The sequence below is a fragment of the Pseudomonas sp. GW821-FHT09C10 genome (assembly GCF_059418085.1).
On sequence record NZ_JBWKPE010000006.1, the window covers coordinates 75,985 to 96,780 of the forward strand.

At 53.4% G+C, this 20,796-nt stretch carries 14 protein-coding genes and 1 pseudogene; 8 read left to right on the top strand and 7 right to left on the bottom strand.

The window, feature by feature from the left end:
* Positions 1 to 151 precede the first annotated feature (151 nt).
* Positions 152 to 1,408, top strand: a complete 1,257-nt coding sequence (locus tag AC07OT_RS13750; RefSeq protein WP_495108295.1) for an integrase domain-containing protein — start codon at positions 152 to 154, stop codon at positions 1,406 to 1,408.
* A gap of 147 nt (positions 1,409 to 1,555) precedes the next feature.
* On the opposite strand, the gene AC07OT_RS13755 is transcribed toward AC07OT_RS13750, so the two are convergent.
* Genes AC07OT_RS13755 through AC07OT_RS13770 form a run of 4 tightly spaced genes read right to left on the bottom strand, consistent with a single transcriptional unit; the run spans position 1,556 to position 9,610 of the window.
* Positions 1,556 to 5,032, bottom strand: a complete 3,477-nt coding sequence (locus AC07OT_RS13755; protein ID WP_495108296.1) for a DEAD/DEAH box helicase family protein — start codon at positions 5,030 to 5,032, stop codon at positions 1,556 to 1,558.
* A 1-nt stretch (position 5,033) separates the two neighbouring features.
* Positions 5,034 to 6,923 carry a DEAD/DEAH box helicase gene (locus AC07OT_RS13760; protein WP_495108297.1) on the bottom strand — a complete coding sequence of 630 codons (1,890 nt, stop codon included), beginning with the start codon at positions 6,921 to 6,923 and terminating at the stop codon, positions 5,034 to 5,036.
* Between the two features lie 51 nt (positions 6,924 to 6,974).
* A complete protein-coding gene (locus AC07OT_RS13765; protein ID WP_495108298.1) occupies positions 6,975 to 8,129 on the bottom strand; it encodes a restriction endonuclease subunit S in 1,155 nt (384 codons plus the stop codon).
* Complete coding sequence (locus AC07OT_RS13770) at positions 8,126 to 9,610, bottom strand: type I restriction-modification system subunit M (protein ID WP_495108299.1); 1,485 nt, start codon at positions 9,608 to 9,610, stop codon at positions 8,126 to 8,128. The genes AC07OT_RS13765 and AC07OT_RS13770 overlap by 4 nt, the downstream gene beginning before the upstream one ends.
* 134 nt (positions 9,611 to 9,744) lie before the next feature.
* Between AC07OT_RS13770 and AC07OT_RS13775 the strand changes: the two are divergent.
* The 5 genes and pseudogenes from AC07OT_RS13775 to AC07OT_RS13795 form a co-directional block, all read left to right on the top strand.
* Positions 9,745 to 9,885 (top strand): annotated as a pseudogene (locus AC07OT_RS13775) (integrase); the annotation flags it as partial.
* Positions 9,886 to 10,905: 1,020 nt separating this feature from the next.
* A complete protein-coding gene (locus AC07OT_RS13780) occupies positions 10,906 to 12,273 on the top strand; it encodes a YfjI family protein (RefSeq protein WP_495108300.1) in 1,368 nt (455 codons plus the stop codon).
* On the top strand, positions 12,257 to 12,616 hold the full coding sequence (locus tag AC07OT_RS13785) for a hypothetical protein (RefSeq protein ID WP_495108301.1): 360 nt from the start codon (positions 12,257 to 12,259) through the stop codon (positions 12,614 to 12,616). The genes AC07OT_RS13780 and AC07OT_RS13785 overlap by 17 nt, the downstream gene beginning before the upstream one ends.
* Entirely contained in the window at positions 12,594 to 13,574 is a 981-nt protein-coding gene (locus AC07OT_RS13790) for an integrase domain-containing protein (RefSeq protein WP_495108302.1), read from the top strand. The genes AC07OT_RS13785 and AC07OT_RS13790 overlap by 23 nt, the downstream gene beginning before the upstream one ends.
* Positions 13,571 to 13,858: a hypothetical protein gene (locus AC07OT_RS13795; protein ID WP_495108303.1), complete on the top strand. Its 288-nt coding sequence runs from the start codon at positions 13,571 to 13,573 to the stop codon at positions 13,856 to 13,858. The genes AC07OT_RS13790 and AC07OT_RS13795 overlap by 4 nt, the downstream gene beginning before the upstream one ends.
* A 67-nt stretch (positions 13,859 to 13,925) precedes the next feature.
* Here the strand turns inward: AC07OT_RS13795 and AC07OT_RS13800 are convergent, their stop codons facing one another.
* From AC07OT_RS13800 to AC07OT_RS13810, 3 genes are read right to left on the bottom strand one after another with little or no spacing between them, the layout of a single operon-like run.
* On the bottom strand, positions 13,926 to 15,866 hold the full coding sequence (locus AC07OT_RS13800) for an AAA family ATPase (RefSeq protein WP_495108304.1): 1,941 nt from the start codon (positions 15,864 to 15,866) through the stop codon (positions 13,926 to 13,928).
* Complete coding sequence (locus tag AC07OT_RS13805) at positions 15,863 to 16,342, bottom strand: hypothetical protein (protein ID WP_495108305.1); 480 nt, start codon at positions 16,340 to 16,342, stop codon at positions 15,863 to 15,865. The genes AC07OT_RS13800 and AC07OT_RS13805 overlap by 4 nt, the downstream gene beginning before the upstream one ends.
* Positions 16,339 to 17,517, bottom strand: a complete 1,179-nt coding sequence (locus AC07OT_RS13810) for an ABC-three component system protein (RefSeq protein ID WP_210042710.1) — start codon at positions 17,515 to 17,517, stop codon at positions 16,339 to 16,341. Before AC07OT_RS13810 ends, AC07OT_RS13805 begins: the two co-directional genes overlap by 4 nt.
* Positions 17,518 to 18,644: 1,127 nt before the next feature.
* On the opposite strand from AC07OT_RS13810, the gene AC07OT_RS13815 reads away from it, so the two are divergent.
* Together AC07OT_RS13815 and AC07OT_RS13820 are read left to right on the top strand one after the other, a co-directional pair.
* Positions 18,645 to 19,577: a chemotaxis protein CheV gene (locus tag AC07OT_RS13815; protein ID WP_495108306.1), complete on the top strand. Its 933-nt coding sequence runs from the start codon at positions 18,645 to 18,647 to the stop codon at positions 19,575 to 19,577.
* A gap of 246 nt (positions 19,578 to 19,823) precedes the next feature.
* Positions 19,824 to 20,759 (top strand): HD-GYP domain-containing protein, encoded by a 936-nt coding sequence (locus AC07OT_RS13820; RefSeq protein ID WP_495108307.1) that lies wholly within the window; start codon positions 19,824 to 19,826, stop codon positions 20,757 to 20,759.
* Positions 20,760 to 20,796 lie beyond the last annotated feature (37 nt).

The window sequence follows — 20,796 nt, forward strand, 5'->3', positions numbered from 1 at the left end:
TGTGCCCGAAATCCAGTAACCACGGGGTTTTCAGCGCTACTGGAGGCTATCCAATTTTTTTGAGTTCCAGGCGGTTTGGTATTCCCAATGGTATTCCCGGCTACCCGGCGCTAATCTTGGGAATACCAAAAGGTGTCATGGAGTACTTCTCATGTGCGCTCAAACCTCCCGCCTCTCCGACCGCCAGCTCAAGGCGGTCAAACCGAAAGACAAGGATTACGTCCTCACCGATGGCGACGGGCTCCAGCTGCGAGTCAGGGTTAATCGCTCGATGCAGTGGAATTTCAACTACCGGCATCCTGTCACCAAGAATCGAATCAACATGGCACTCGGCTCCTATCCCGAGGTTTCTCTTGCGCAAGCCAGGAAGAAAACCGTTGAGGCCAGAGAGCTGCTTGCGCAGGGCATCGACCCCAAAGCTCAGCGCAATGAGCTGCTGGAAACCAAACGGGCTGAAACGGAACACACGTTCGAGAACGTGGCCACCGCCTGGTTCGAATTGAAGAAGGACTCCGTCACACCAGCGTATGCCGAAGACATCTGGCGCTCGCTCACACTGCATGTTTTTCCAAGTATGAAATCAACGCCGTTATCGGAAGTGAATGCCCCGATGGTCATCAAGCTCCTTCGCCCGATTGAGGCCAAAGGCAGCCTCGAGACTGTTAAGCGAGTGAGCCAGCGCCTTAATGAGATCATGACCTACGGCGTCAACTCCGGAATGATCTTTGCCAACCCTCTCAGCGGCATTCGAGCGGTGTTCAAGAAACCCAAGAAAGAGAATATGGCCGCGCTACCACCTGATGAGCTTCCGGAGCTCATGATGGAAATCGCGAACGCCAGCATCAAGCGGACGACCCGCTGCCTGATCGAATGGCAACTTCATACAATGACCCGCCCTGCCGAGGCGGCTACCACTCGATGGGCAGACATCGACTTCGACAAACGCATCTGGACCATCCCTGCGGAGCGAATGAAAAAGCGTCGTCCGCACACCATCCCACTGACCGAACATGCACTCTCGTTATTGGAGACGCTTAAGCCCCAAAGCGGCCACAGGGAATATGTGTTCCCGTCAGATAGAAACCCGCGCACTCACGCGAATAGCCAGACAGCCAACATGGCGTTGAAACGAATGGGCTTTCAGGACCGCTTGGTCAGCCACGGCATGCGCTCCATGGCCAGCACAATCCTCAACGAGCATGGATGGGATCCGGAGCTAATCGAAGTCGCGCTGGCGCATGTCGATAAAGACGAAGTTCGAAGCGCCTACAACCGGGCGGATTACATCGAACGCCGGCGGCCAATGATGGCTTGGTGGAGTGAACATATCCAGAAGGCGGCCACCGGCAGCCTATCGGCATCCGCCATCAATCAAACCAGGGACCGCAACGTCGTGCCGATACGCTGAGAACTCACCGGATGGCGACAACCCGCGTAATCCGTGGCGTGCAGCGTGGCGACAGAAGTGGCGAATGTCGCCAAGCGCTTAGCCAACAACGCTACAACCCCGACGCCAGCGCAAACCGGGCAGCGCCCATGATTGGGTCAGTCACCATCAGGCTGCCGCACTGCGTTTGATTGAGGCGATCACCGAAATGATCGCGTTGGCATCCGCGTCGCCAAACGCACCGTCTAATCCCTCGTGGTGCAGCGCGGTAAAAGGCGGTTCATATAGTTGACCCGCTTCCATCACGCCCTGCCGGGTTAGACGCTCGATGATCATTTCAACAAAACGAATCTGCTGACTGCTGTAGCGGTTCTCGTCGAGGAATAGACCGAAAGCCTCTTTTGCGGCATTGCGATCCAAGCCTACCAATGATCGGATCAACAGTGTCAGCGGTTGGTCAGTGCCGTAGCACTGTTCGAACTGCTCGCGACTCTGAACCGGTTCCGACTCGTAGACAAAATGCTCTAGCTCGCTCAGATCGCTCGGCGTCAGCGGCCGGTTAAACTTGAGCTTGGCGATGGCCACATGGTTCTCATTGCCACGGATATAGGCTTCGACCTTTTTCTTGTACTGCTCCAGGTTGATGCCGGTATTGAAATCTTTCAGGTTTACTACAGTCGCTTCGCCAATCTCGTCGCTCAGCACGCTATAAACGGGGTTGCTCGGGCGGCGTTCGATAAACTTGATCAGCTCACGCATCTTGCGCCGCAGTTGCTCAAGCATTGGCAAGCGGATGTCCTGCCAGTACTCGTCGGTTTGCACGTCCTGAAGCAACGCAAGTTCAGTATGCACTGCCGGAATGCTGTCCATCACTTCTAACTGGCTGGCCAGCTCGACCACCTTGTCACGATACGCCACGAAGTCGCTGGTCGAGCGAAGTAACGCCAGCTGCAAATTCATGCACAGGAGATCGAACAACTTGGCGGTGATGTGCTCAGGAGCGCGCTCACTCGGCAAGCCGGCGACGTGACTGCGCAGATCACCCAGCGCTGCATCATCCAGCGCATTCCAAACTTCACGCTCGGCAAAGCGGATTACGTGCTCAAGTTCGGTACGCACGATGAAGTTGTCCTTATTCATCGCCGCGACTTCGTCGTGCAGCTCGTCGGTCAACTCCGTGCGCAGCTCGACAAAGGCATCGTACCGGCCTCTGGTTTCTGCCAGATCTACAGGTTCGCGAACGTCCCTCGGCGCTAACAACGACAGAAGATCCAGCCTCGCTTTGAACAACCGCTTGCCTAGCGGTTCGGCCGTACCGCCCAAAGCGCCTTTGGGGTTTTCGTTGAAGTATTCGAAGTTGGCGCAGAAATCGAAGATGGCGAACTCGCGCTTGTGCACACCCGGCGCAAACAGGTCCGAGCATAGGCGCGTGCCGCGGCCAATCATCTGCAAGAACTTCACCTTTGAGCGGACGGCCTTGAAGAACACTAAATTCAACACCTGTGGCACGTCGATGCCGGTATCGAGCATATCCACAGAAATGGCGATCTGCGGCTGCTTGTTCAGCTTGCTGCTGAAGTCATCGATCAGGGTCTGCGCATAACTCACCGCATGGGTGATAACCCGGGCAAACTCACCCTTAAAGTGCGGGTAATGATGATTGAAGCGCCGGGCGATAAAATCGGCGTGCTTTTGGTTCACTGCAAAAATAATGGTCTTGCCGAGCTTGTCGCCACCCTCCACTGTCAGGCCATTTTGCATCAAGTGCTTTAGCATCAGGTCAACGGTTGGCTCGTTGAATAGCTGCTTGTTGACCTCAGACGCTAGCACTTCGGTAGGTGCATCACCTTCGGCACTGTAATCGCCCCAATCCAGCGACTCCCAGTGCTCTTTCTCATCATCGCTGAGCTGGTCGTAACGGATGCCTTCGCGAACAAACTTGATCGGCACCGAATAAGCCTTAGGCGGCACCAGATAACCATCATCCACCGCTTCACTCAGGCCGTAGGCATCGGTCGGTACACCGGTTTCCAGACCGAACAGGTGATAGGTATCGCGATCCACTTCGTCACGCGGGGTAGCGGTCAGGCCCACTAGATAACTGTCGAAGTAACGGAAAATCGCGCCGTACTTCTGGTAAACACTGCGGTGCGCCTCGTCGATCACGATCAGGTCGAAATGGCCAACGCCGTACTTGCGACGGTCGCCCTCCATCTGGTCGATCAACCCCATCATGGTCGGATAGGTGCACAGATACACCCGACCTTGGCCATTTTTGTCGGTAACAAGATTGACAGGACTGGAGTCCGGCAGGAACTCCTTGAAGGCATTTGCGGCTTGTTTTACCAGGGCTACCCGGTCAGCCAGAAACAGCACACGTTTGACCCAGTTGCCGCGCATCAACAGCTCGATCAGGGCAATCGACATCCGCGTCTTGCCAGTGCCGGTGGCCATGGTTAGCAAACCGGCGCGGCGGCCCTGACTCAGTGATTCGGTCATCGCTCGAATCGCCCGGTGTTGATACGCCCGCTCAACAATCTCGCTATTGATCGGCAGTTCGCGCAAGTCGGTTTGCAGGCTACGCCGCTGAATCGCCAACTCCAGCTCATCGCGGGTGTAAAAACCCTGAACTTCGCGTGGCGGCGCACGGCGGTCGTCCCACAGCCAGGTGTGGTTACCGTTGCTGTAGAAAATCAGCGGGCGCTGGCCCTTCTCGGCTTCCAGGCAATCGGCGTACAACTTGGCTTGCTGCTGCCCCATGTCCGGGTCTTTCAGGCTGCGCTTGGCTTCCACCACCGCCAACGGTTTGCCGTTGGACCCCCATAGCACGTAATCGACAAAACCCTCGCCTTGCCCATTGGGCATGCCGCTGACTGGCACTTCGGCGTCAGCGTTTTTGCCCAATTCCCAACCAGCCTCCCGCAGCAGCACATCGATAAACAAACGGCGGGTGTCGGCCTCGTCGTAATCATGGTTGTCCGGCACTGCGATATTGGTCGCCTTGGCCTGGGCCAGCGCTGCACGGGTGGCAACCATCTCGGCATCCAGTCGCGCCAGCAACGACTCGCGTTCACTTAGGCTTGCGGCTTGCTCGGCAATCGCCGCCTCTCGGGCTTCGAGGGTGCCGTGCTGGGCCGCAATCTGTTGCTGGAATTTGGCTTCCTGCTTTTTCAGCTCAGCACGAGTAAAGGCTGCCGCCTCGCTAACGCTGACCAACTGCGGCACGCGTTTTTCGTCAAACGCGGCGTCGATGCTTTTTGGTTCGCTGGCGCGAGTATAGGTGCGCGCCAGCCAGAACAGCACATGAAACAGCTCGCGCACCAACTTCATCGCATCGCTGTAGCCAATCGGTTGATTGGAGTGCACCGCCTGATTGCCGAACTTCTGAATCAAGCGCGCCTTCTGATGGATTTGCGGCGGCAACAGGCGCACAAACTCCACCTGAGTCAACAGCAAATTAAGGCCGTTGTCGTAAGGCATGCGCAGGTCACGGTCATGCTCGTACAGCCAATGCACCGTCTGCTCCAGAGCATGCCGGGTACGCATGCAACAGGCACGAGGGTCGGAATACACCAGTTGTTCCGCGCCCTTGGCCGGCTCAAACAGCGCTTTAAATTCGGGGATGAGAAATTCAAAGTTGCTCATATCAACCGGCTGCCTTCTGTGAGTCCATCTCGTCCAGGTGCTGGCGCACGCTGCCTATTGAATCCTGAATCCTGAGGGTAAAGCTGGAAGGGGCGCGATAGGTCATCACCAGCCGATCAATCGCGCGAGTCATGGCCACATACAGCAAACGCGCCTCGTCGACCTCGTCTTCGCCCTTTTTCGGCATGTCACCTAGGCCAGGAATCAGCACCATGCCAAACTCCAAGCCCTTGCTCGAATGCATACTGACGATTTTGACTGCGTCCTCGGCTCCATACAACGTGCTGCGGCCCTTGGCTGACTGGCCCGAGGCGAAGGCGATGCCAGCCTCACTCAAAGCCCGCTCGATGTGTTGGGCCTGGGAGGTGCTTCGGTAGATTACCGCCATGTCATCCAGCGCACGGCCCTGACCTTGCTCATCGCGGATACGCTCGACGATGCAGTTGTATTCTTGCCAATCGGATTCACAACGTAGCAGCTCGGGGAACGCCCCCCGTCGACCAGCGCTTTGAGGCGCGACAATTGGCACGCCATCCTCGGCAGCATCACGGGCGGTAAGCAGCTCGACGGCAAAAGCGCGCGCCACCGACAATACCTCCACGGTATTGCGGTAATTCAACCGAAGGATGGTAGTACGCCCCTGGGCCTGAATACCGACGCTGGCGAAGCTGAAATCCATGCCTTTTTTACTACCCTTGCTGCGATAGATCGACTGTGCATCGTCATATAGCACCAGCAGCGAGTTACTCTCTGGGTCGATCATCTGCACCACCAGCTTGAACCACTCTGGCTGGAAGTCGTGGCCCTCGTCGATCAGCACCGCCGCGTATTGAGCCCGTGGAATTTGCCCTCGGTCGACACCGTCGATGGTGTTCTCAACCATCTGCGCCATCTTCGCGTCGACCGACAAATTCTGCGCCGGACGATCGACGTTAAACGCGGTGAGCATGTCCGAACACCAGGCATGAAAATTACGCACCTTGACCTTATCGCTCAGGCCGCGCTCGGCCAGTACCTGTTGCAAGCGACCTGCCAGGGATTTGTTGTAACAGAGTACCAACACCGGCTTATTCGACACCTGTGCCAGATGCGCACAGCGATACCCGAGGATCATAGTCTTGCCGGAACCTGCCGCGCCGTGAATCACCCGATGACCGTCGCCAAGCGAGCGCGCCAGTTGCTCCTGCTGCAAGTCCATGACCTTGATCAGTGTTGGAAGTGGCGCGTGCTGTTCTGCGAACAAACCGAACTGCCCCGGCAGCATGTTCACTCGTACCTCGGGGTACAGGTGATAGCGCACGCGGTCGATCTGGGGCAGGCTCAACTGGCAAGGGAAGATATGGTGAAACATATTCCACAGCCTTTGCTGGAAGACTTCGGCGTCCACCGTCTCGGTTATTTCGTCTTGAAAAAGTACCTGTTGCGGATTCAGCACCTCGGCCAGATTAGTCCCCTCAAATTGCTTACGGGTAATCGCCGCCATTACCACGCCCCAGCCGAAGGGCATGATCAGGTTGCCAGCATGCGGCGAACCGGCGGGCTGTTTTAGCGCTGGATCCCTCTGCAACATCATCACCACTTCCATGGCATACGCCCGCGCCTGCAGCATGGGGTTCTTAAGAGTTTTCAGCAGCCCGTCGGCATAAATTTTCGCCTGGTCGCGATCCATACCCTGGATGGTGTCGAGCTTCCAGTCCTTGACCTCCAGCACCAGCAGCCCGCGTAACGGATGCAGCAGCACAAAATCCGGCTGCAACGCCTTTGGCCCCACCGGGACATTGAACCAGCACAGGTAGTCGTCTTCGAGCTTCTTCTCCAAGCGCTCCGCCAAGCGGCGTTCGCCGGGCGTTTCGAAGCGGCAGGTGGTGCGGGCGGGGAAAAATTGAGCCATATGGGGTTGCCTGTTCCTTGGCGTGCTGGGAAACACCTGTTGACGACGGGGTTATAGTTTTCCTTCGAATACGTGTTGCTGCAGACCTGCGAACAAAGCTTCTTGTTTTGCTAATGCCGCATCCGCCAATAAACGATGCGTGTGCATTTCAAGAAAAATGCGAGAAAACTCTTTTTGCAGCTCGATTGGTGGTGCGGGCAGCTGAATCCCGCTGAACTTCGATTTGTTCACCATACCTTTCATCCCATTAGTAGATGCGCCTTGTATCAATGGTTTGGAAGTTTTCAGCAAGAAGTAAAGAAACTCCGACGGCGTACTATGCGGTGTGATTGCGTTAATTTGTTGATTGAAGGCAACGCGGCGATCAGCAATGGCAAGGTTGCCAATACAGCTTAAGCTTCCAGCAATGCAGGTCACGAGTATGCTGCCGGACGAGACGACTCTTGCAGTCCTCTCCCCTGCATGACTGAGCTGCTCATCTGCTTGGGTGACGTAATCATGCCGCGTATTGAGATTGTCGGATTTGATCCACTCGATGCCGGGACCGTAATTCTCAGGCAAAGACCGAGGCGGGGTATTCCCAGTAGCAACGGTGCCATACGTGGATAAAGCGACTATTGGCCAGCCCTTCGGATTTGTCACCGAGTCGCCGAACATTTCTAAAAATACGGATTGCAGCAGTTGATCGAGCTTGCTAATGGTTTCGCGACGCTTGGCGCGCAACGCGTCGGCTTTGTCCAGAATCGCCGCGATGCGACGTTGTTCGGGAAGCGGGGGGAGCGGGACAGGTAGCTCGGCAAGCCTGCCAAATGAGATTGCAGCGCGCCGGTGTACTGAACCTTTAGAAAGTGTTGGGTAAGCTGAGAGAGCCTTTGGTGACTTCAGAAAGCGCTCAAGGTAAGTAGCGTCTGCTTTGGTTTCATCGACGCTAAAGACCGTATACATCGGACTTATTAGTGAGAGTTCAGGGCAAACCCCGATAGAACCTTCGTCCAGATGGATGGTTGCATAGGCCAGCTCACCCGCAGCAACCATCTTGTACCCTTTGGTGTCTCGACTGAAAACCTGCTTCTTGAAGTACTCCAGACTTGGAACAAACCCTTGATGCTTAGTGACTGAGTAAACGGGAAGGTTCGCCTCTGAAGGAGCCCTGCGACTTATTTCTTTGGCGAAATCGCCCAGCCGGGTGAAATAGGTTGAGGTCACAGCAACATCCCCTCCAACTCATCCATCCCCCGCATAATCTCCACCTCCAGCTCCTTCAACTCGGCCAGAATTTTATGCGGCGCTTCGTGCTGCACCTGTTCGTACACTACCTCCTTGTAGCGGTTGATTGACAGGTCGTAGTCGTTGCCGACGATTTCCGCCTTGGGTACCAGAAAGCTCTGCTCGGTACGCGCGCGGCCGGTTTCGTCGGCACGGTTATGCCAGCGGGCGATGATGTCGGGTATGTTGTTGCTGTCGTGTTTACTCGTATCCAGCTCGCTGCGTTTATCGTCCAGCGAGTAGCCGTCGGCCTGCATGTTGTAGAACCAGACGTTATCGGTGCCGCCGGAGTTGGTTTTAGTAAATAGCAGAATCGCCGTGGACACTGCGGCATAGGGGCGGAACACGCCGGAGGGCATGGAGACAATACCGTCCAGCTTGTGCTCTTCCACCAGCATCTGGCGCAGGGTTTTGTGCGCCTTGCTGGAGCCGAACAACACGCCGTCTGGGACGATCACCGCTGCGCGGCCTCCGGCTTTCATCAGGCGCAGGAACAGCGCGAGAAACAACAGCTCGGTCTTTTTGGTTTTAACGATCTGCTGCAGATCCTTGGCGCAGCTCTCGTAATCCAGGCTGCCGGCAAACGGCGGGTTAGCCAGAATTAGGCTGAACTGCCCTTCAACACCGGCGTGGCCTTCGCTGAGCGAGTCACGATTTTCAATCGCCGGGTTTTCCACGCCGTGCAACAGCATGTTCATGGAGCCGATGCGAAGCATGGTGCTGTCGAAGTCGAAACCGTGGAAGGTGTCATGGTTAAAGCGTTTGGCGCTGGCGTCGTCTTGGTACAGCTCGTGGCTGTAGTGGATATTGAGGTACTCGGCAGCGGAGACAAGAAAGCCGGCGGTGCCGCAGGCCGGATCACAGATGGTGTCCGACGGTTTGGGCGCCATCATCTCGACCATCATTTTGATGATGTGCCGGGGCGTGCGGAACTGACCGTTCTTCCCAGCACTGGCGATTTTACCGAGCATATATTCGTAGAGGTCGCCCTTGGTGTCGCGATCTTCCATGGGGATGGCATCGAGCATGTCCACCACCTTGGCCAGCAGCGCCGGGTTGGGAATGGTGAAACGCGCATCCTTCATATGCCCGGCGTAGGTGGACTCGCCATCCTCACCGCCCAGCGACTTGATAAAAGGGAATACCTTGTCGGCAATCAGCGCGTACAAACTGGCGGGATCACCCAGCGCCTTGAACGCAGCCCAACGCAAATGCGCCTGGTAGGGACTGAAAATCGGATTATCAATCGGCTGCCCGGTGCGCGCAGCCTTGCGCTCTTTAACCGTCTGCAACTCGTCGAGGCGTTTGATAAACAGCAGGTAGGTCATCTGCTCGATGACTTCCATAGGGTTGGAAATACCGCCGCTCCAGAACGCATTCCAGATCTGGTCAACTTGGGATTTGATAGCGCCTGTGATCACTGCTTATGACTGCCTGAATTGAGTAATAGGTTTACTGCCCAGCGCAGCAACACTGCGTGCAATAAGCCAAGCCGGGAAAACGCCGGCTTGACAAGGTGCACGCAGTGTAACGATTAGCGGGTGAGGCTGTCAGGTACAACCGCGCGGACGACATAGAACGCCGCCGCCCGATGATGGCTTGGTAAAGTGAGCATATCCAGAAGGCTGCCACTGGCAGCCTGCTGGCATCTGCGATCAATCAAACGCAGGACCCCAACGCCGTGCCGATACGCTAAGCACTCAACGGATGGCACCGGTAGACGTAACGCCTCAAACGCAGTGACAGTTCTGTTGGCGACAGCGGCGACACCGGCGACAACCCACGTAATCCATGACCCGCAGCATGGCGACAGAAGTGGCGACTGTCGCCAAACCTCCTGCATGTCTGCGCTCCTCCGGCCAAGCCCCAGCGCATAGGAAGGCTCCGCATTCCCATGCGCTGGGGCTCACATTTAAAAGACGACGAACGGCTCATCGTCCATCCAACGCCACTCACGACCAAGGCATTCCAGCTCCGCTGGTTGGCGCAATCGACTGCGCGCAATCTGGTTGACCCAACTATACGCGGACGATAGAAAGAAGACTCAAAGCGCTGCCGTTGGCAGCTCCCAGGTGACCCGAACCTTTAAGGTCACGCCGCTCTAGCGGTGGTTCAGCCCAAGTGCGATTAGCGCCCGGAGGCTCGCACGGTTACTCGCCAGAGTGATGGATGCCTACTCAACATCTATGCCCACGGCGGCAACCACTTAACGATACCGCCTTGCAGCAGCCATTCTGCTCGGCCAACTTTTTGCGCCAACCGTTCGCCCGTCTCTTTCTCCTGGAAAGAGACGGGCGTCGAAACCACTGCCGCAGCCCTTACCGCACAACGCATTGCGGCTTTTGTCCCAGTGACAATCGGCGTGACAAACCCCGATGTCACCGGCAACAGCGATGCAGATGATGGTGCCGTAGCCAATGGAATGGACTGCACCTGACTGACAGTCAGGAACGCCCCGGTCATCGCCTCACGGCCCCCATCCGACTCAGGATCTCGCGGCGCTGGTCTCGTCAGCCAACGCAGCCTCCACCCGCCCACTTCACCCGAAGTGCTCAGGGGGCCAGATCATGAGATGCCCAAGCTCCCGGCCGTAAGGAGCCGCCCGTCCCGCGTCAGTGGACAACCCTCACAGGCAGCAGGGGCCTTGATCCCTGATAACACTCAACAACCGAGGCGGGAAGAGTGAGGGAAAATCCAGAGCACCAGGAGAATGGCGATGCAACTGTGCGAAGCGCTCGACCTACCACGGCCGCTGCTGGAATATCAGTCCGAACCATTGGCTTACCCGGTCGAAGCGTTGGGACAGATTCTAAGCCCAGCCGTCGAACGAATGGCTGAGGTCATCTGCGTTCCCTGCGCCATGGCTGCGCAATCGGTGTTGGCCACGGCTGCTCTGGTGAGCCAGCCTCACGCCAATGTGCATCTCGATGGCCGCACCTACCCGTTGTCCCTGTACATGCTGACGGTGGCGTCGTCGGGAGATCGCAAAAGCGCGGTGGATCACTTGGCGCTGACAGCCGCGCGGGAATGGGAGCGACATCAATGGACCTTGTATTCGGATCAGCTGAAAACCTATCGCGTAGCTATTCGCGGAAAACCCGAAGCTCGTGAGCTACCCGAACCCGTACCGCCCAGGCTAATCGTCGCCGAGCCCACCATCGAGGCGCTGATCAAAAGCCTGTGCCATGGATTGCCCAGCATGGGGTTATTCAACGATGAAGGTGGCCAGTTCCTGGGCAGCAGCACCATGAGCAAAGAGAACCAACTCAAAGCTATCACCACCCTATCGTCGCTGTGGGATGGCAGCCCAATTGACCGAGCTCGCTCCATGCCTGGGGAAAGCCTGCGGGCCTATGATCGTCGTCTCAGTCTGCATCTTATGCTGCAACCTTACTTGGCCAACCAGCTACTCAAAGATCGAATGTTCAATGGTCAAGGCATCCTCGGCCGCTGCCTGATCAGTTGGCCCGAGCGCCTGGTTGGTCGGCGGCTGTACAAGGCAATCGACCTGACGCGAGATGCAAAGGTCCAGCGCTACCAAGCACGCATCACTGCCCTGCTGGATGAGCCGTTGTCGCGGCATAAGGACGGCTCACTCAACCCAGCCAGACTGGAACTGACACCCAGCGCTCGTAATGCCTGGATTGATATTCACGACACCATCGAATGCCAGTCTGGCGAGTTCGGCGAGCTGGCGGGCATCCAATCCGTCGCGGGAAAAGCGGCGGCCAACGTGCTGCGCATCGCTGGAGTGCTGGCGGTAATTGAGGACGCCAATGTGGTGGGCGAACACCATATTCAACGTGCCTCGACGCTGATGGATTACTACCTGGCTGAGATCCAGCGCCTGACCGAACAAGAACCAATCAACACTTTGCGTGAGGAAGCGGATCGACTGCTGCGCTGGCTGAAGCAAAAAGGCTGGACCCAATTCACCATTCGCGACCTCAATCGGAACGGCCCTCGCTTTGCCCGCAAGAGCAGTCATCACACCGCCACGCTGCTCGTCGAGCTGATCACGCATAACTGGTTGAACAGCCGCGATGCAAAAACTTTCGTGGTGCGCCATGTTCCGCCTCAATGACGCAGTGCGTCGGTATCAGGCGCAGCACCAAACACGACCAGTGTTGCAGTGTGTCGCCACTTCTGTCGCCGACTTGTCGCCATGCGCTAGGCCAGCAACTGCGGGGGTTGTCACCACTGTCGCCGCAGTCGCCACATCCACCCTAGGTCCTGACGACATCAGCTTGCTGATCCAGCAGTTGCGCGAAGAAGGGGTAATGCTGCGGCACCAGCAAAATGCTCTGCTGATTCGACCCACACATTGGCAACAGGTGAACAAAATCAGCGCCCACTGGAAATCCGTGCTGCGTTTTCTGCAAGACAACAAAAACGGTGAAACAGATGGCATTGGTCGGTCGACGTGATGGGCGCAACTTTGGCTACGGTCGCCAGCTCAGCTACGCCGGCCCGAAAGCACTGAAGGATCTGTTTGTCGGCGGCCACTTCGCCACGGTCAAAGCGCATAGCGATCGCTGGCAGGCGTTTGTGAAGTGGTGTCGGTCAGAGGACGGCCCCGGTTACAACGATGCCCGCCAGATAGATCGCAGTACATTGCAAAGTTACGCCGCGTATCTTCGCCAGCAGATCCAACAAGGTGAACTCTGCATCTCTACCGCGCAGAACCGCCTCAGCAGCGTCAACCGCACTCTCGCTGCGCTACGTGGTGATCAGTACGTGAAAATCACCAGTCCGAGCAAGGCACTCGGCATGCAGCGATCAAGCGTACGCAGCCGTGCACCGGATGGCCAAGATCTTCAACAGGTAAAGCGAGTAATTGAAGCGCTTCACGAACGGCAACACGACCGCGTAGCCGCGATTGTCTGTTTGGCCCGAGCAACCGGCATGCGTCTGCGAGAAGCGATTCTGGCTGACCTGCCACGCTTGCAACGTGAAGCACAGCGTCTCGGCCACATCAACATTCAGGACGGCACTAAAGGCGGACGTTCAGGTACATCAGCGCCGCGATGGATCGTCGCTAATGAAGAGGTGAAGGCGGCTTTGCAGGTAGCTCGTCATGCTTCGCCACCCCACAGCCGCAACTTGCTGACCCGAGACGAAAGCTACGCCAAGTTCCTGCAACAGACCGTACGCCCCGCCCGTGAATTACTACAGGAGCAAGGGTTGAAGGGATTCCATGAGTTGCGAGCGGCCTATGCCTGCGAACGTTATACACAGCTCACGGGCCACCCCGCCTCCATCAATGGCGGCCAATGCTATCGCATTGACCGCGACCTTGATCAGCAGGCGCGACGACAAATCAGCCTTGAGCTTGGGCATCACCGAATCGATGTGGTTTCGGGCTACATTGGAGCTCGAGCATGACCAAGCCCTTCGATATGGGGCTGTTCCTCAGCGGTGTCTTAACTGGCTCAAAGGCCACTCAACAACGCCATCTACGGCAAGCCCGAATCATGCAAACGGCCATTCACCAGCGATGGCAACGACATAATCCCTGGGCCTGGCAACTCAAACATGTGCACTGGTTTCTTACTCAGCACCTAAAAGGCCATTCATACGCCACCCGGTATTACTATCAACTCACCGCTCTTATTATCTGGAAGCGAATGAGGAAAAACCCGTTCAAAGTTAATCCCCACCCTAAATGACGCCTTTAAAAAATCAACACCAATCAGCTTGAGTTCTGATAACACGTTAATTTATTAGCAAGATGAATCACGCATCATCAATAAGGCCCTTATCAAACTTATCACTATTTTTCTGAAACCTCTTCACCAAATGATATTTATCGCTGTATGGTGGCGTCGTCAAAATATCTGGAAAATCATTATCGACTACAATTATCTGGCAAGGAATTTGTTTTTCCTCAGCATAATTAACAGCATCTAATAGCTGCTGATAGATTTTCTCATAAACATCTGGATCGGAAACGCTTGCATCCCCATCATCCGCTGAACGCTTTCGACCGATATTCTGCCCAGGAGTATCAATCATAAGAAGCGGAGGCAAATTACTTTTATGATCCAGCGTGTATAAGAAACGCGTCAGATACATCCCAATTGAAGTAACAGTTTTTATACCACCCGAAAGATGATCGTAATAAGAAACACCTCTCAAGCTAGCTGTAAACGTTTTATTATAACTGGCCGCCTGAACATTCTGAACCGCGCTACGGCTCATGTAATTACGAAACATGGCGCCTAATTCAGTTACTACATTATCCAAATCAACCAGACCACCCTCGACGGTAGAAATGGCGTCATTAAGGTTATCAATCACCGCCTGCTTATTTCGAATCTTATCTTTTATTTCGGTATATTTATTATATATTGATAAGTTTCGTTTCAATTGGGAAAGCTCAAGATGAGCTTGTATTTTCGTTTTCTCAGAAGCTTCAATCATCGAGATTAATGGAGAGATGCTAGACAGATTACTCTGATCGAAAATCTGAGTATTTTCGTTGATCAGGCTTTCTATGTGAGCAGCCTCAGTTTTTATACTCTCGATTTTCTCTAAAGAATTCTTGATTGATGCATCTAACCCCGCCAAACGATTTTTAAGAGAACGCTCAAGAGCTGCTATATCTTCCTCAGGGATCACCTCCGTATCGAGCGACAACTCGGAAGTGCACAAAGGACACGCAATTGTCTGACCGGATTGCATACTAAAAATATGAGGTCGTGCCAGCTTGGAGTACTGAAGACTGTCATATTCAAGCCGATAAGTACTTTTCAATTTTGTAAAATTGTCAATTTGCTTTTTTGCAAGATTGATCGCTAAATTTTGAGCGTCAAGCTCCGATTTAAGATTTACTATAGTTTGGCGCAGAGCCAATGAGGCTTGAGTGCTAAAACCCAAGTCATTTTTTAACTCTTGAGTCGCAGCATTTAGCTCTTGGATTTTACTCTTCGCTTCATCAATCTGATCGCCAGCAGAAAATCTATCAAGAGGAATTTTTACATCTTTTAAAAATGCAGAGATTGTTTTTTCGCTTTTTTGGAGTTCATTAAGTATCGTAGATTCTAGACTCCGTTGAGTTTTTAGATTGGAAAGCTGTTCATCATGAACATTAAAAACAAATTTTTGAACATTAACATTCTTAAAAAATACCGACTTATTCTTATAATCTAACAGACCGTCAGAACCGACTTCGGTTTGTTTTAAAAACATTAATTTCATTAGATCACGAAAGCTAAGGCGATCTTCGCCTGCGTTCGGATTCCTAGAGGACTCAGTGATTTTTACACGAGCAATCCCCAAGCTTTCGAGAATGAAGTCTGACAGCCAGCCGTCAGGCATAGAGCCTTGCGAATCAGCGGACATAAATTGAGGAAAAACCTCATCGCGATTATCGTAAGGGCAAGCATAAACTTTGACTGCAGCTTTAGAATCGAGCAATTGGCGCTCGAAAGTAAAAACTTGGCCGTTGAGCGAAACCTGAAGAGATATTATACGAACCTTTGCTCTTACCTCATCATATAGAATTTTCCTATTTGACCCACCGAGGCAATAATTGATCATGTGAAGAATTGTAGATTTTCCAGAGTCCATTGCACCACGAACGATATTCAGTCCTGGCTCAAAAGTAGACTCATAATTCTTGCTTACCCCAGCCAAAACCAATCGCTGGATGATTAAAGACGGTCTATTGCTCATTCGGCACCTAAAATCATTTTCTCGATAATTGCATCCGATTTACTGAGGATGCCTTTTATTGCAACAAGCTGACTCTTGAGGTGAACAAGACTCTCATCTTCACTAATCGGCAACGGTTGCAAGCACTGCAAGTAGTAGTCCTCTTCCTCACGAAAAAAGTTAACTGCTCCGTCTTTGTGAAGGAGAAGAACTTTAGCTAGAAAGTCTTTTTGACGAGCTCTATGGCTTTTATCGACGTGAGTACTATATAGAACATCCCCCACCATTCGGGCAGTTCCTTTCCCGCTCAAAAACTCGCAGGCTCGCCGAAACAAAGATGGGTTTTTCACTATTAAGTCAATGAGCAGAGCCTTATTCAAGGTCAAGACATTGCGCCCCTTACTATTGCGGTCTAATGTCTCAGCAATCGCCCATATTCTGAACATACTCGTATACTGTTCTTCCCGATAATCGAAGAACATGTAGTCGATGCTCATTGAGTCATCCTATGCAATTCGTCAAGATCGGTGTCGTCGTGCCAAACAACGGTAGTGCATAGTTTATTGGCAACCTGATGAAGCAACCCCTTCTTATGCAGGAAGTTTACATACTTAGCACCAACTTCAAGACTTTGTCTGTCTTGCGATAGAAGCTTCTCATGCACTTGTGCAAAGACTACATTTGGTGAATTCTGGATTGCTGTGTAGTGATTGTACGTTTGGCGGTAGAGGGATATAACCTTCGCCCGCAAGTCACGTAACATTTCCTTGTCGGCGTCGTCGGCTGCCTTGGTAATTATTTCCGCATTAAAAAACGACTCCTTCGCATCATCTATCCCCTTTGGCCCAATTTCAGCAAGAATCATTTTTATGACGAAAATCTCTTTATCATATTCAGGGGCAGCTTCGTCATATGAAACATTTAAAGCTGCCTCCATCATTTTCGCTTTAGCGATTTTTGAGATAAATTTAGCAACTGCTTTGAATGATCCATCAGCAGGACCTACCGGCTTGGAAATAGTGTTGTGATCGTGCGCCAATGTAAAGTGCTTGGTATTGAAAGGAAGTGCACTGGTACTAGGCACGTATTGATCATGCTGCCCTACTAAATACAAAGACTCAGGAAGACTACTCTTTTGATCTATCCATCTATTATTTAGCTGATCATTATACTCATTAAGAGGAGTAAACTCTTTGGCGTTAGTGTTCACACCTGAAAGAAGCATTGCATTGAGAGATCCCTTATGCGGAACTGCTACAGACACATAACCAACTATCTCTGGAACCTCTCCTCTCACTTGTGATAAAACCACTTCCTTACAGATTAGTCCGCCCATGCTGTGGCCTATTAATACTATACCTTCATAAGCATCAGCATTAAGCTGGATAAACGTTTGAAGCTCTTGGGCCAACTTGTTAATTGGCCTATTATATCTGACAGCACTACGCCCCAACCCCAAAAAGCCTGCAGCCTTCTGCAAGAGGTTTGTATTAAAGATACTTACTACCTTAGTAAAGTATTCGAACTCTACAAAATCGAACTGTTGGTTGATTTCAGGCTCTGCTGCGAGCAGGCTCTTGAAAGTTAAGCCGCTAGGGTTTTTCCACGTTTCGCTGCCGCCGGTGAAGCCATGCACGAAAACGCCCAGCATGGGCTTTTGATGATTAGTCATGCCATTCTCTTGGTGATGGTATTGGAGAGTGCTGGAGCGCAAACATGGAACGCGCAGCCAAATTCTGGAGCAGAATTGATGCGCTGATCGATACCTAGCGAGTCCATTCTCTATGGCCTTTGGAAAAGATCTGAAATGTTAGCATTCAGAGAGGCAATGAGCCATCAAGGACAGGAAGCAATTGCCGATGATAGCCAGCGGCTTATGTCCTTCAACACGAGACAGTAGCCGTTGAGCCGTTGAGCCGTTGAGCCGTTGAGCCGTTGAGCCGACTGAAGCTTGATGGATTTGGCGAAAAAATATCCGTCGCCAGCCGATACATTTTGAATTCTTTAAATCAGTAGTATTCCAATTGGTATTCCAAAAAAAATAGCTAATTAGAAATAATAAACAAAATCAACGTGATACGCAGACGGTTCAACTTACCCCGGCCCAAATGATCAATCAAAGACGTCCACGGACGTCTTTTTTTGTGCCTGGAATCCAGAAAAACCAAGGGTTCGGAGTTATTGGCTTCCGTATAGGCTTTTTGCGTTCCAGACGCCTTGTTACCCCGGCTACCCAGCACCCGTCTTGGGAAAGCCCCTGCACCTTTGCAGACGACGCCCTCCACACCATCCTCCGAATTCATCTCCAGTAGGAGCACAAGCGGAATACGGTGCTGAACAAGGGTATCGGCGTAATTCACTCTGATGCAGGAGTTCTGCGCAAAGTCCACTTGATGTTCGCCAAATCCTCGCTTCACCCAACGCCACGACCAGGCCTTCGAACTCGAAGGCGCCAACCGTCACACGCTACTGGCCACCCACCAATCGACTGTGCTGGGTGAACTGTTGGTCGAAGGCGTGTTGCTACTCACCGGAGACGCCTGCGCAATCCAGTAACAAAAGTAGTCATACGCGCGCACCCTACGCTTTTCCAACCTGAATCATTCTCAGCTGCAAAAATAGCAAGTTAGCCAACTAACTATTTTCAAACATCCGCCTGAATAGCTACTCATCCGCATCGCTGCTGCTTTAACGATAAACCCCTCGATTATTTTTATTTCACATATATTTTACATTCCCTTACATATGCTAATGTCATTACGACATCAACGCTGTTCCAACCAGAATCAAGGGGTGTGTATGGCAGGTGTAATGGCATCCGTTAACAGCCGTACACAACTGGTCGGTCAGAACAGGCTGGAATTATTGCTATTCCGCTTCAACGACCAACAGCTGTACGGAATCAACGTCTTTAAAGTTCGGGAAGTTATCCGCTGTCCCAAGTTATCTCTACTACCAAAGTCTAATAACAACATTTGTGGCGTTGCCAATATACGCGGCGCTTGCATTCCCATTCTAGACCTCGCGATGGCAACAGGGCTGCCCGGGATCACGGATAAAGAAAGCGCCTTTATTATACTTACGGAGTACAACAACCGCGTTCAGGGTTTCCTGGTGTATGCGGTTGAACACATCGTCAATTTGAACTGGGAAGATATTCATCCGCCCCCCAAGGGCAGCGGCGACAACAATTACCTGACGGCCGTTACCCGTACCGATGATCGTCTGGTCGAAATCATCGACGTGGAAAAGGTGCTGACGGAAATCTCGCCCTCGTCCGAGGAAATATCCGTCGGCGTGGTGGATGACACGGTCACCCGACAGGCCAGGCATCTGCGTGTGTTGACCGTGGACGACTCGATGGTGGCGCGTAAACAGGTGACCCGCTGCCTGGAAACGGTAGGCGTCGAGGTGGTCGCCTTGAACGATGGGCGCCAGGCGCTGGATTACCTTCGGGCCATGCTTGACGAGGGGCGCAACCCGCATGAGGAATTCCTGATGATGATTTCGGACATCGAAATGCCGGAAATGGACGGTTATACCCTGACCGCCGAAATCCGCGGTGACCCGCGCATGGCCAAGTTGCATATCGTGCTGCACACCTCCCTGTCGGGCGGTTTCAACCAGGCCATGGTCAAGAAAGTCGGGGCCGATGACTTCCTGGCGAAGTTTCGCCCGGATGACTTGGCAGGCCGCGTAGTCGCGCGTATCAAGACCGCGAGCCCGACCTGAAAGGCAAGACAACACTGCTCAAGCCAAGGAGGCTGATGAGAAAGGTATAAGAAGAACATCAACAGAGGGCATACCATGTTGAAGTGCAATGAACTCAATCTGCAGGCGCCTGACGGCGAGGCAAAGCCATTCTGGCGGGACGGCGCACCCTCAGAAGGGCCGTGCGCCCTGGGCTGCGGCACTCAGCCAGCCACCCAGGCCCCGACAGCAGCGCCAGCCGTCCCCAGATCCATGCAAGACGAGTTGGTGGCCGCACAGCAAATCTGTAGCCGCGCCAAGACCGCCGTTGTCGAAATGTTCGGCCATGCCCGCATGGGCCGGGCCCTGGAGCTGGAACACATCAGTGCACTGGTGGACGACATTTCGAGCTCCATCGCCCGCCATCCCAACGCCTTTATCAGCCTGGCACGCCTGAAAAGCATCGACGACTACACCTACATGCATTCGGTCGCCGTGTGTGCGTTGATGATTGCCCTGGGTAATCAATTGGGCCTGTCCACCGCACTGATTCGTCGGGTCGGAATGGCCGGGTTGCTGCACGACATCGGCAAAATGGCGATACCGGGCGCCATCCTCAACAAGCCTGGCCGGTTGAGCAATGACGAATTGCAGTTGGTGCGCACCCATCCACTGGAGGGGGAGAAAACCCTGCTGGCGGCCTCGCAGATGTGCGAAATGGTCGTGGATGTGTGCCTGCATCACCACGAAAAAGTCGACGGTACCGGCTACCCCCATCAGTTGGCGGGTGACCAGATCAGCCTGGTAGCCCGGATGGCGGCGGTATGCGATGTCTACGATGCAATCACCTCGGACCGTTCCTACAACCAGGGCTGGGACCCCGCCGTCGCCATCCAGCAGATGTCCACATGGGACGGACACTTTGATGACGAAGTATTTCGTGCATTTTTGAAGTCCGTGGGTATTTACCCGGTCGGTTCTATCGTTCAATTGAAAAGTGGCAGTATCGGTGTCGTCATAGAGCAACATCCCGACTCTTTATTGACGCCAAAAATCAAAGTGTTTTTCCTGCCCGTTCTAAATATCTATGTAACGCCGAAAATAATAGACCTGAGTGATCCCGCACACTCCGACCGAATTGTCGCGAGAGTACCGCCCCAGCGTTACGGTTTTAAAAATACCGAGCATTTATGGCTCGATGAAGAGATGCCAAAAGAGCATTAAGCAAACTCAGCGCTGTACCGCATGCATATGCCTAAGC

What these genes read in the sequence shown, in the direction of transcription:
- AC07OT_RS13755 (WP_495108296.1), bottom strand. Translation starts at nt 5,032, where the DNA reads ATGAGCAACTTTGAATTTCTCATCCCCGAATTTAAAGCGCTGTTTGAG.
- AC07OT_RS13805 (WP_495108305.1), bottom strand. Translation starts at nt 16,342, where the DNA reads ATGAGCATCGACTACATGTTCTTCGATTATCGGGAAGAACAGTATACG.
- AC07OT_RS13810 (WP_210042710.1), bottom strand. Translation starts at nt 17,517, where the DNA reads ATGACTAATCATCAAAAGCCCATGCTGGGCGTTTTCGTGCATGGCTTC.
- AC07OT_RS13800 (WP_495108304.1), bottom strand. Translation starts at nt 15,866, where the DNA reads ATGAGCAATAGACCGTCTTTAATCATCCAGCGATTGGTTTTGGCTGGG.
- AC07OT_RS13760 (WP_495108297.1), bottom strand. Translation starts at nt 6,923, where the DNA reads ATGGCTCAATTTTTCCCCGCCCGCACCACCTGCCGCTTCGAAACGCCC.
- AC07OT_RS13785 (WP_495108301.1), top strand. Translation starts at nt 12,257, where the DNA reads ATGTTCCGCCTCAATGACGCAGTGCGTCGGTATCAGGCGCAGCACCAA.
- AC07OT_RS13750 (WP_495108295.1), top strand. Translation starts at nt 152, where the DNA reads ATGTGCGCTCAAACCTCCCGCCTCTCCGACCGCCAGCTCAAGGCGGTC.
- AC07OT_RS13780 (WP_495108300.1), top strand. Translation starts at nt 10,906, where the DNA reads ATGCAACTGTGCGAAGCGCTCGACCTACCACGGCCGCTGCTGGAATAT.
- AC07OT_RS13815 (WP_495108306.1), top strand. Translation starts at nt 18,645, where the DNA reads ATGGCAGGTGTAATGGCATCCGTTAACAGCCGTACACAACTGGTCGGT.
- AC07OT_RS13795 (WP_495108303.1), top strand. Translation starts at nt 13,571, where the DNA reads ATGACCAAGCCCTTCGATATGGGGCTGTTCCTCAGCGGTGTCTTAACT.
- AC07OT_RS13790 (WP_495108302.1), top strand. Translation starts at nt 12,594, where the DNA reads ATGGCATTGGTCGGTCGACGTGATGGGCGCAACTTTGGCTACGGTCGC.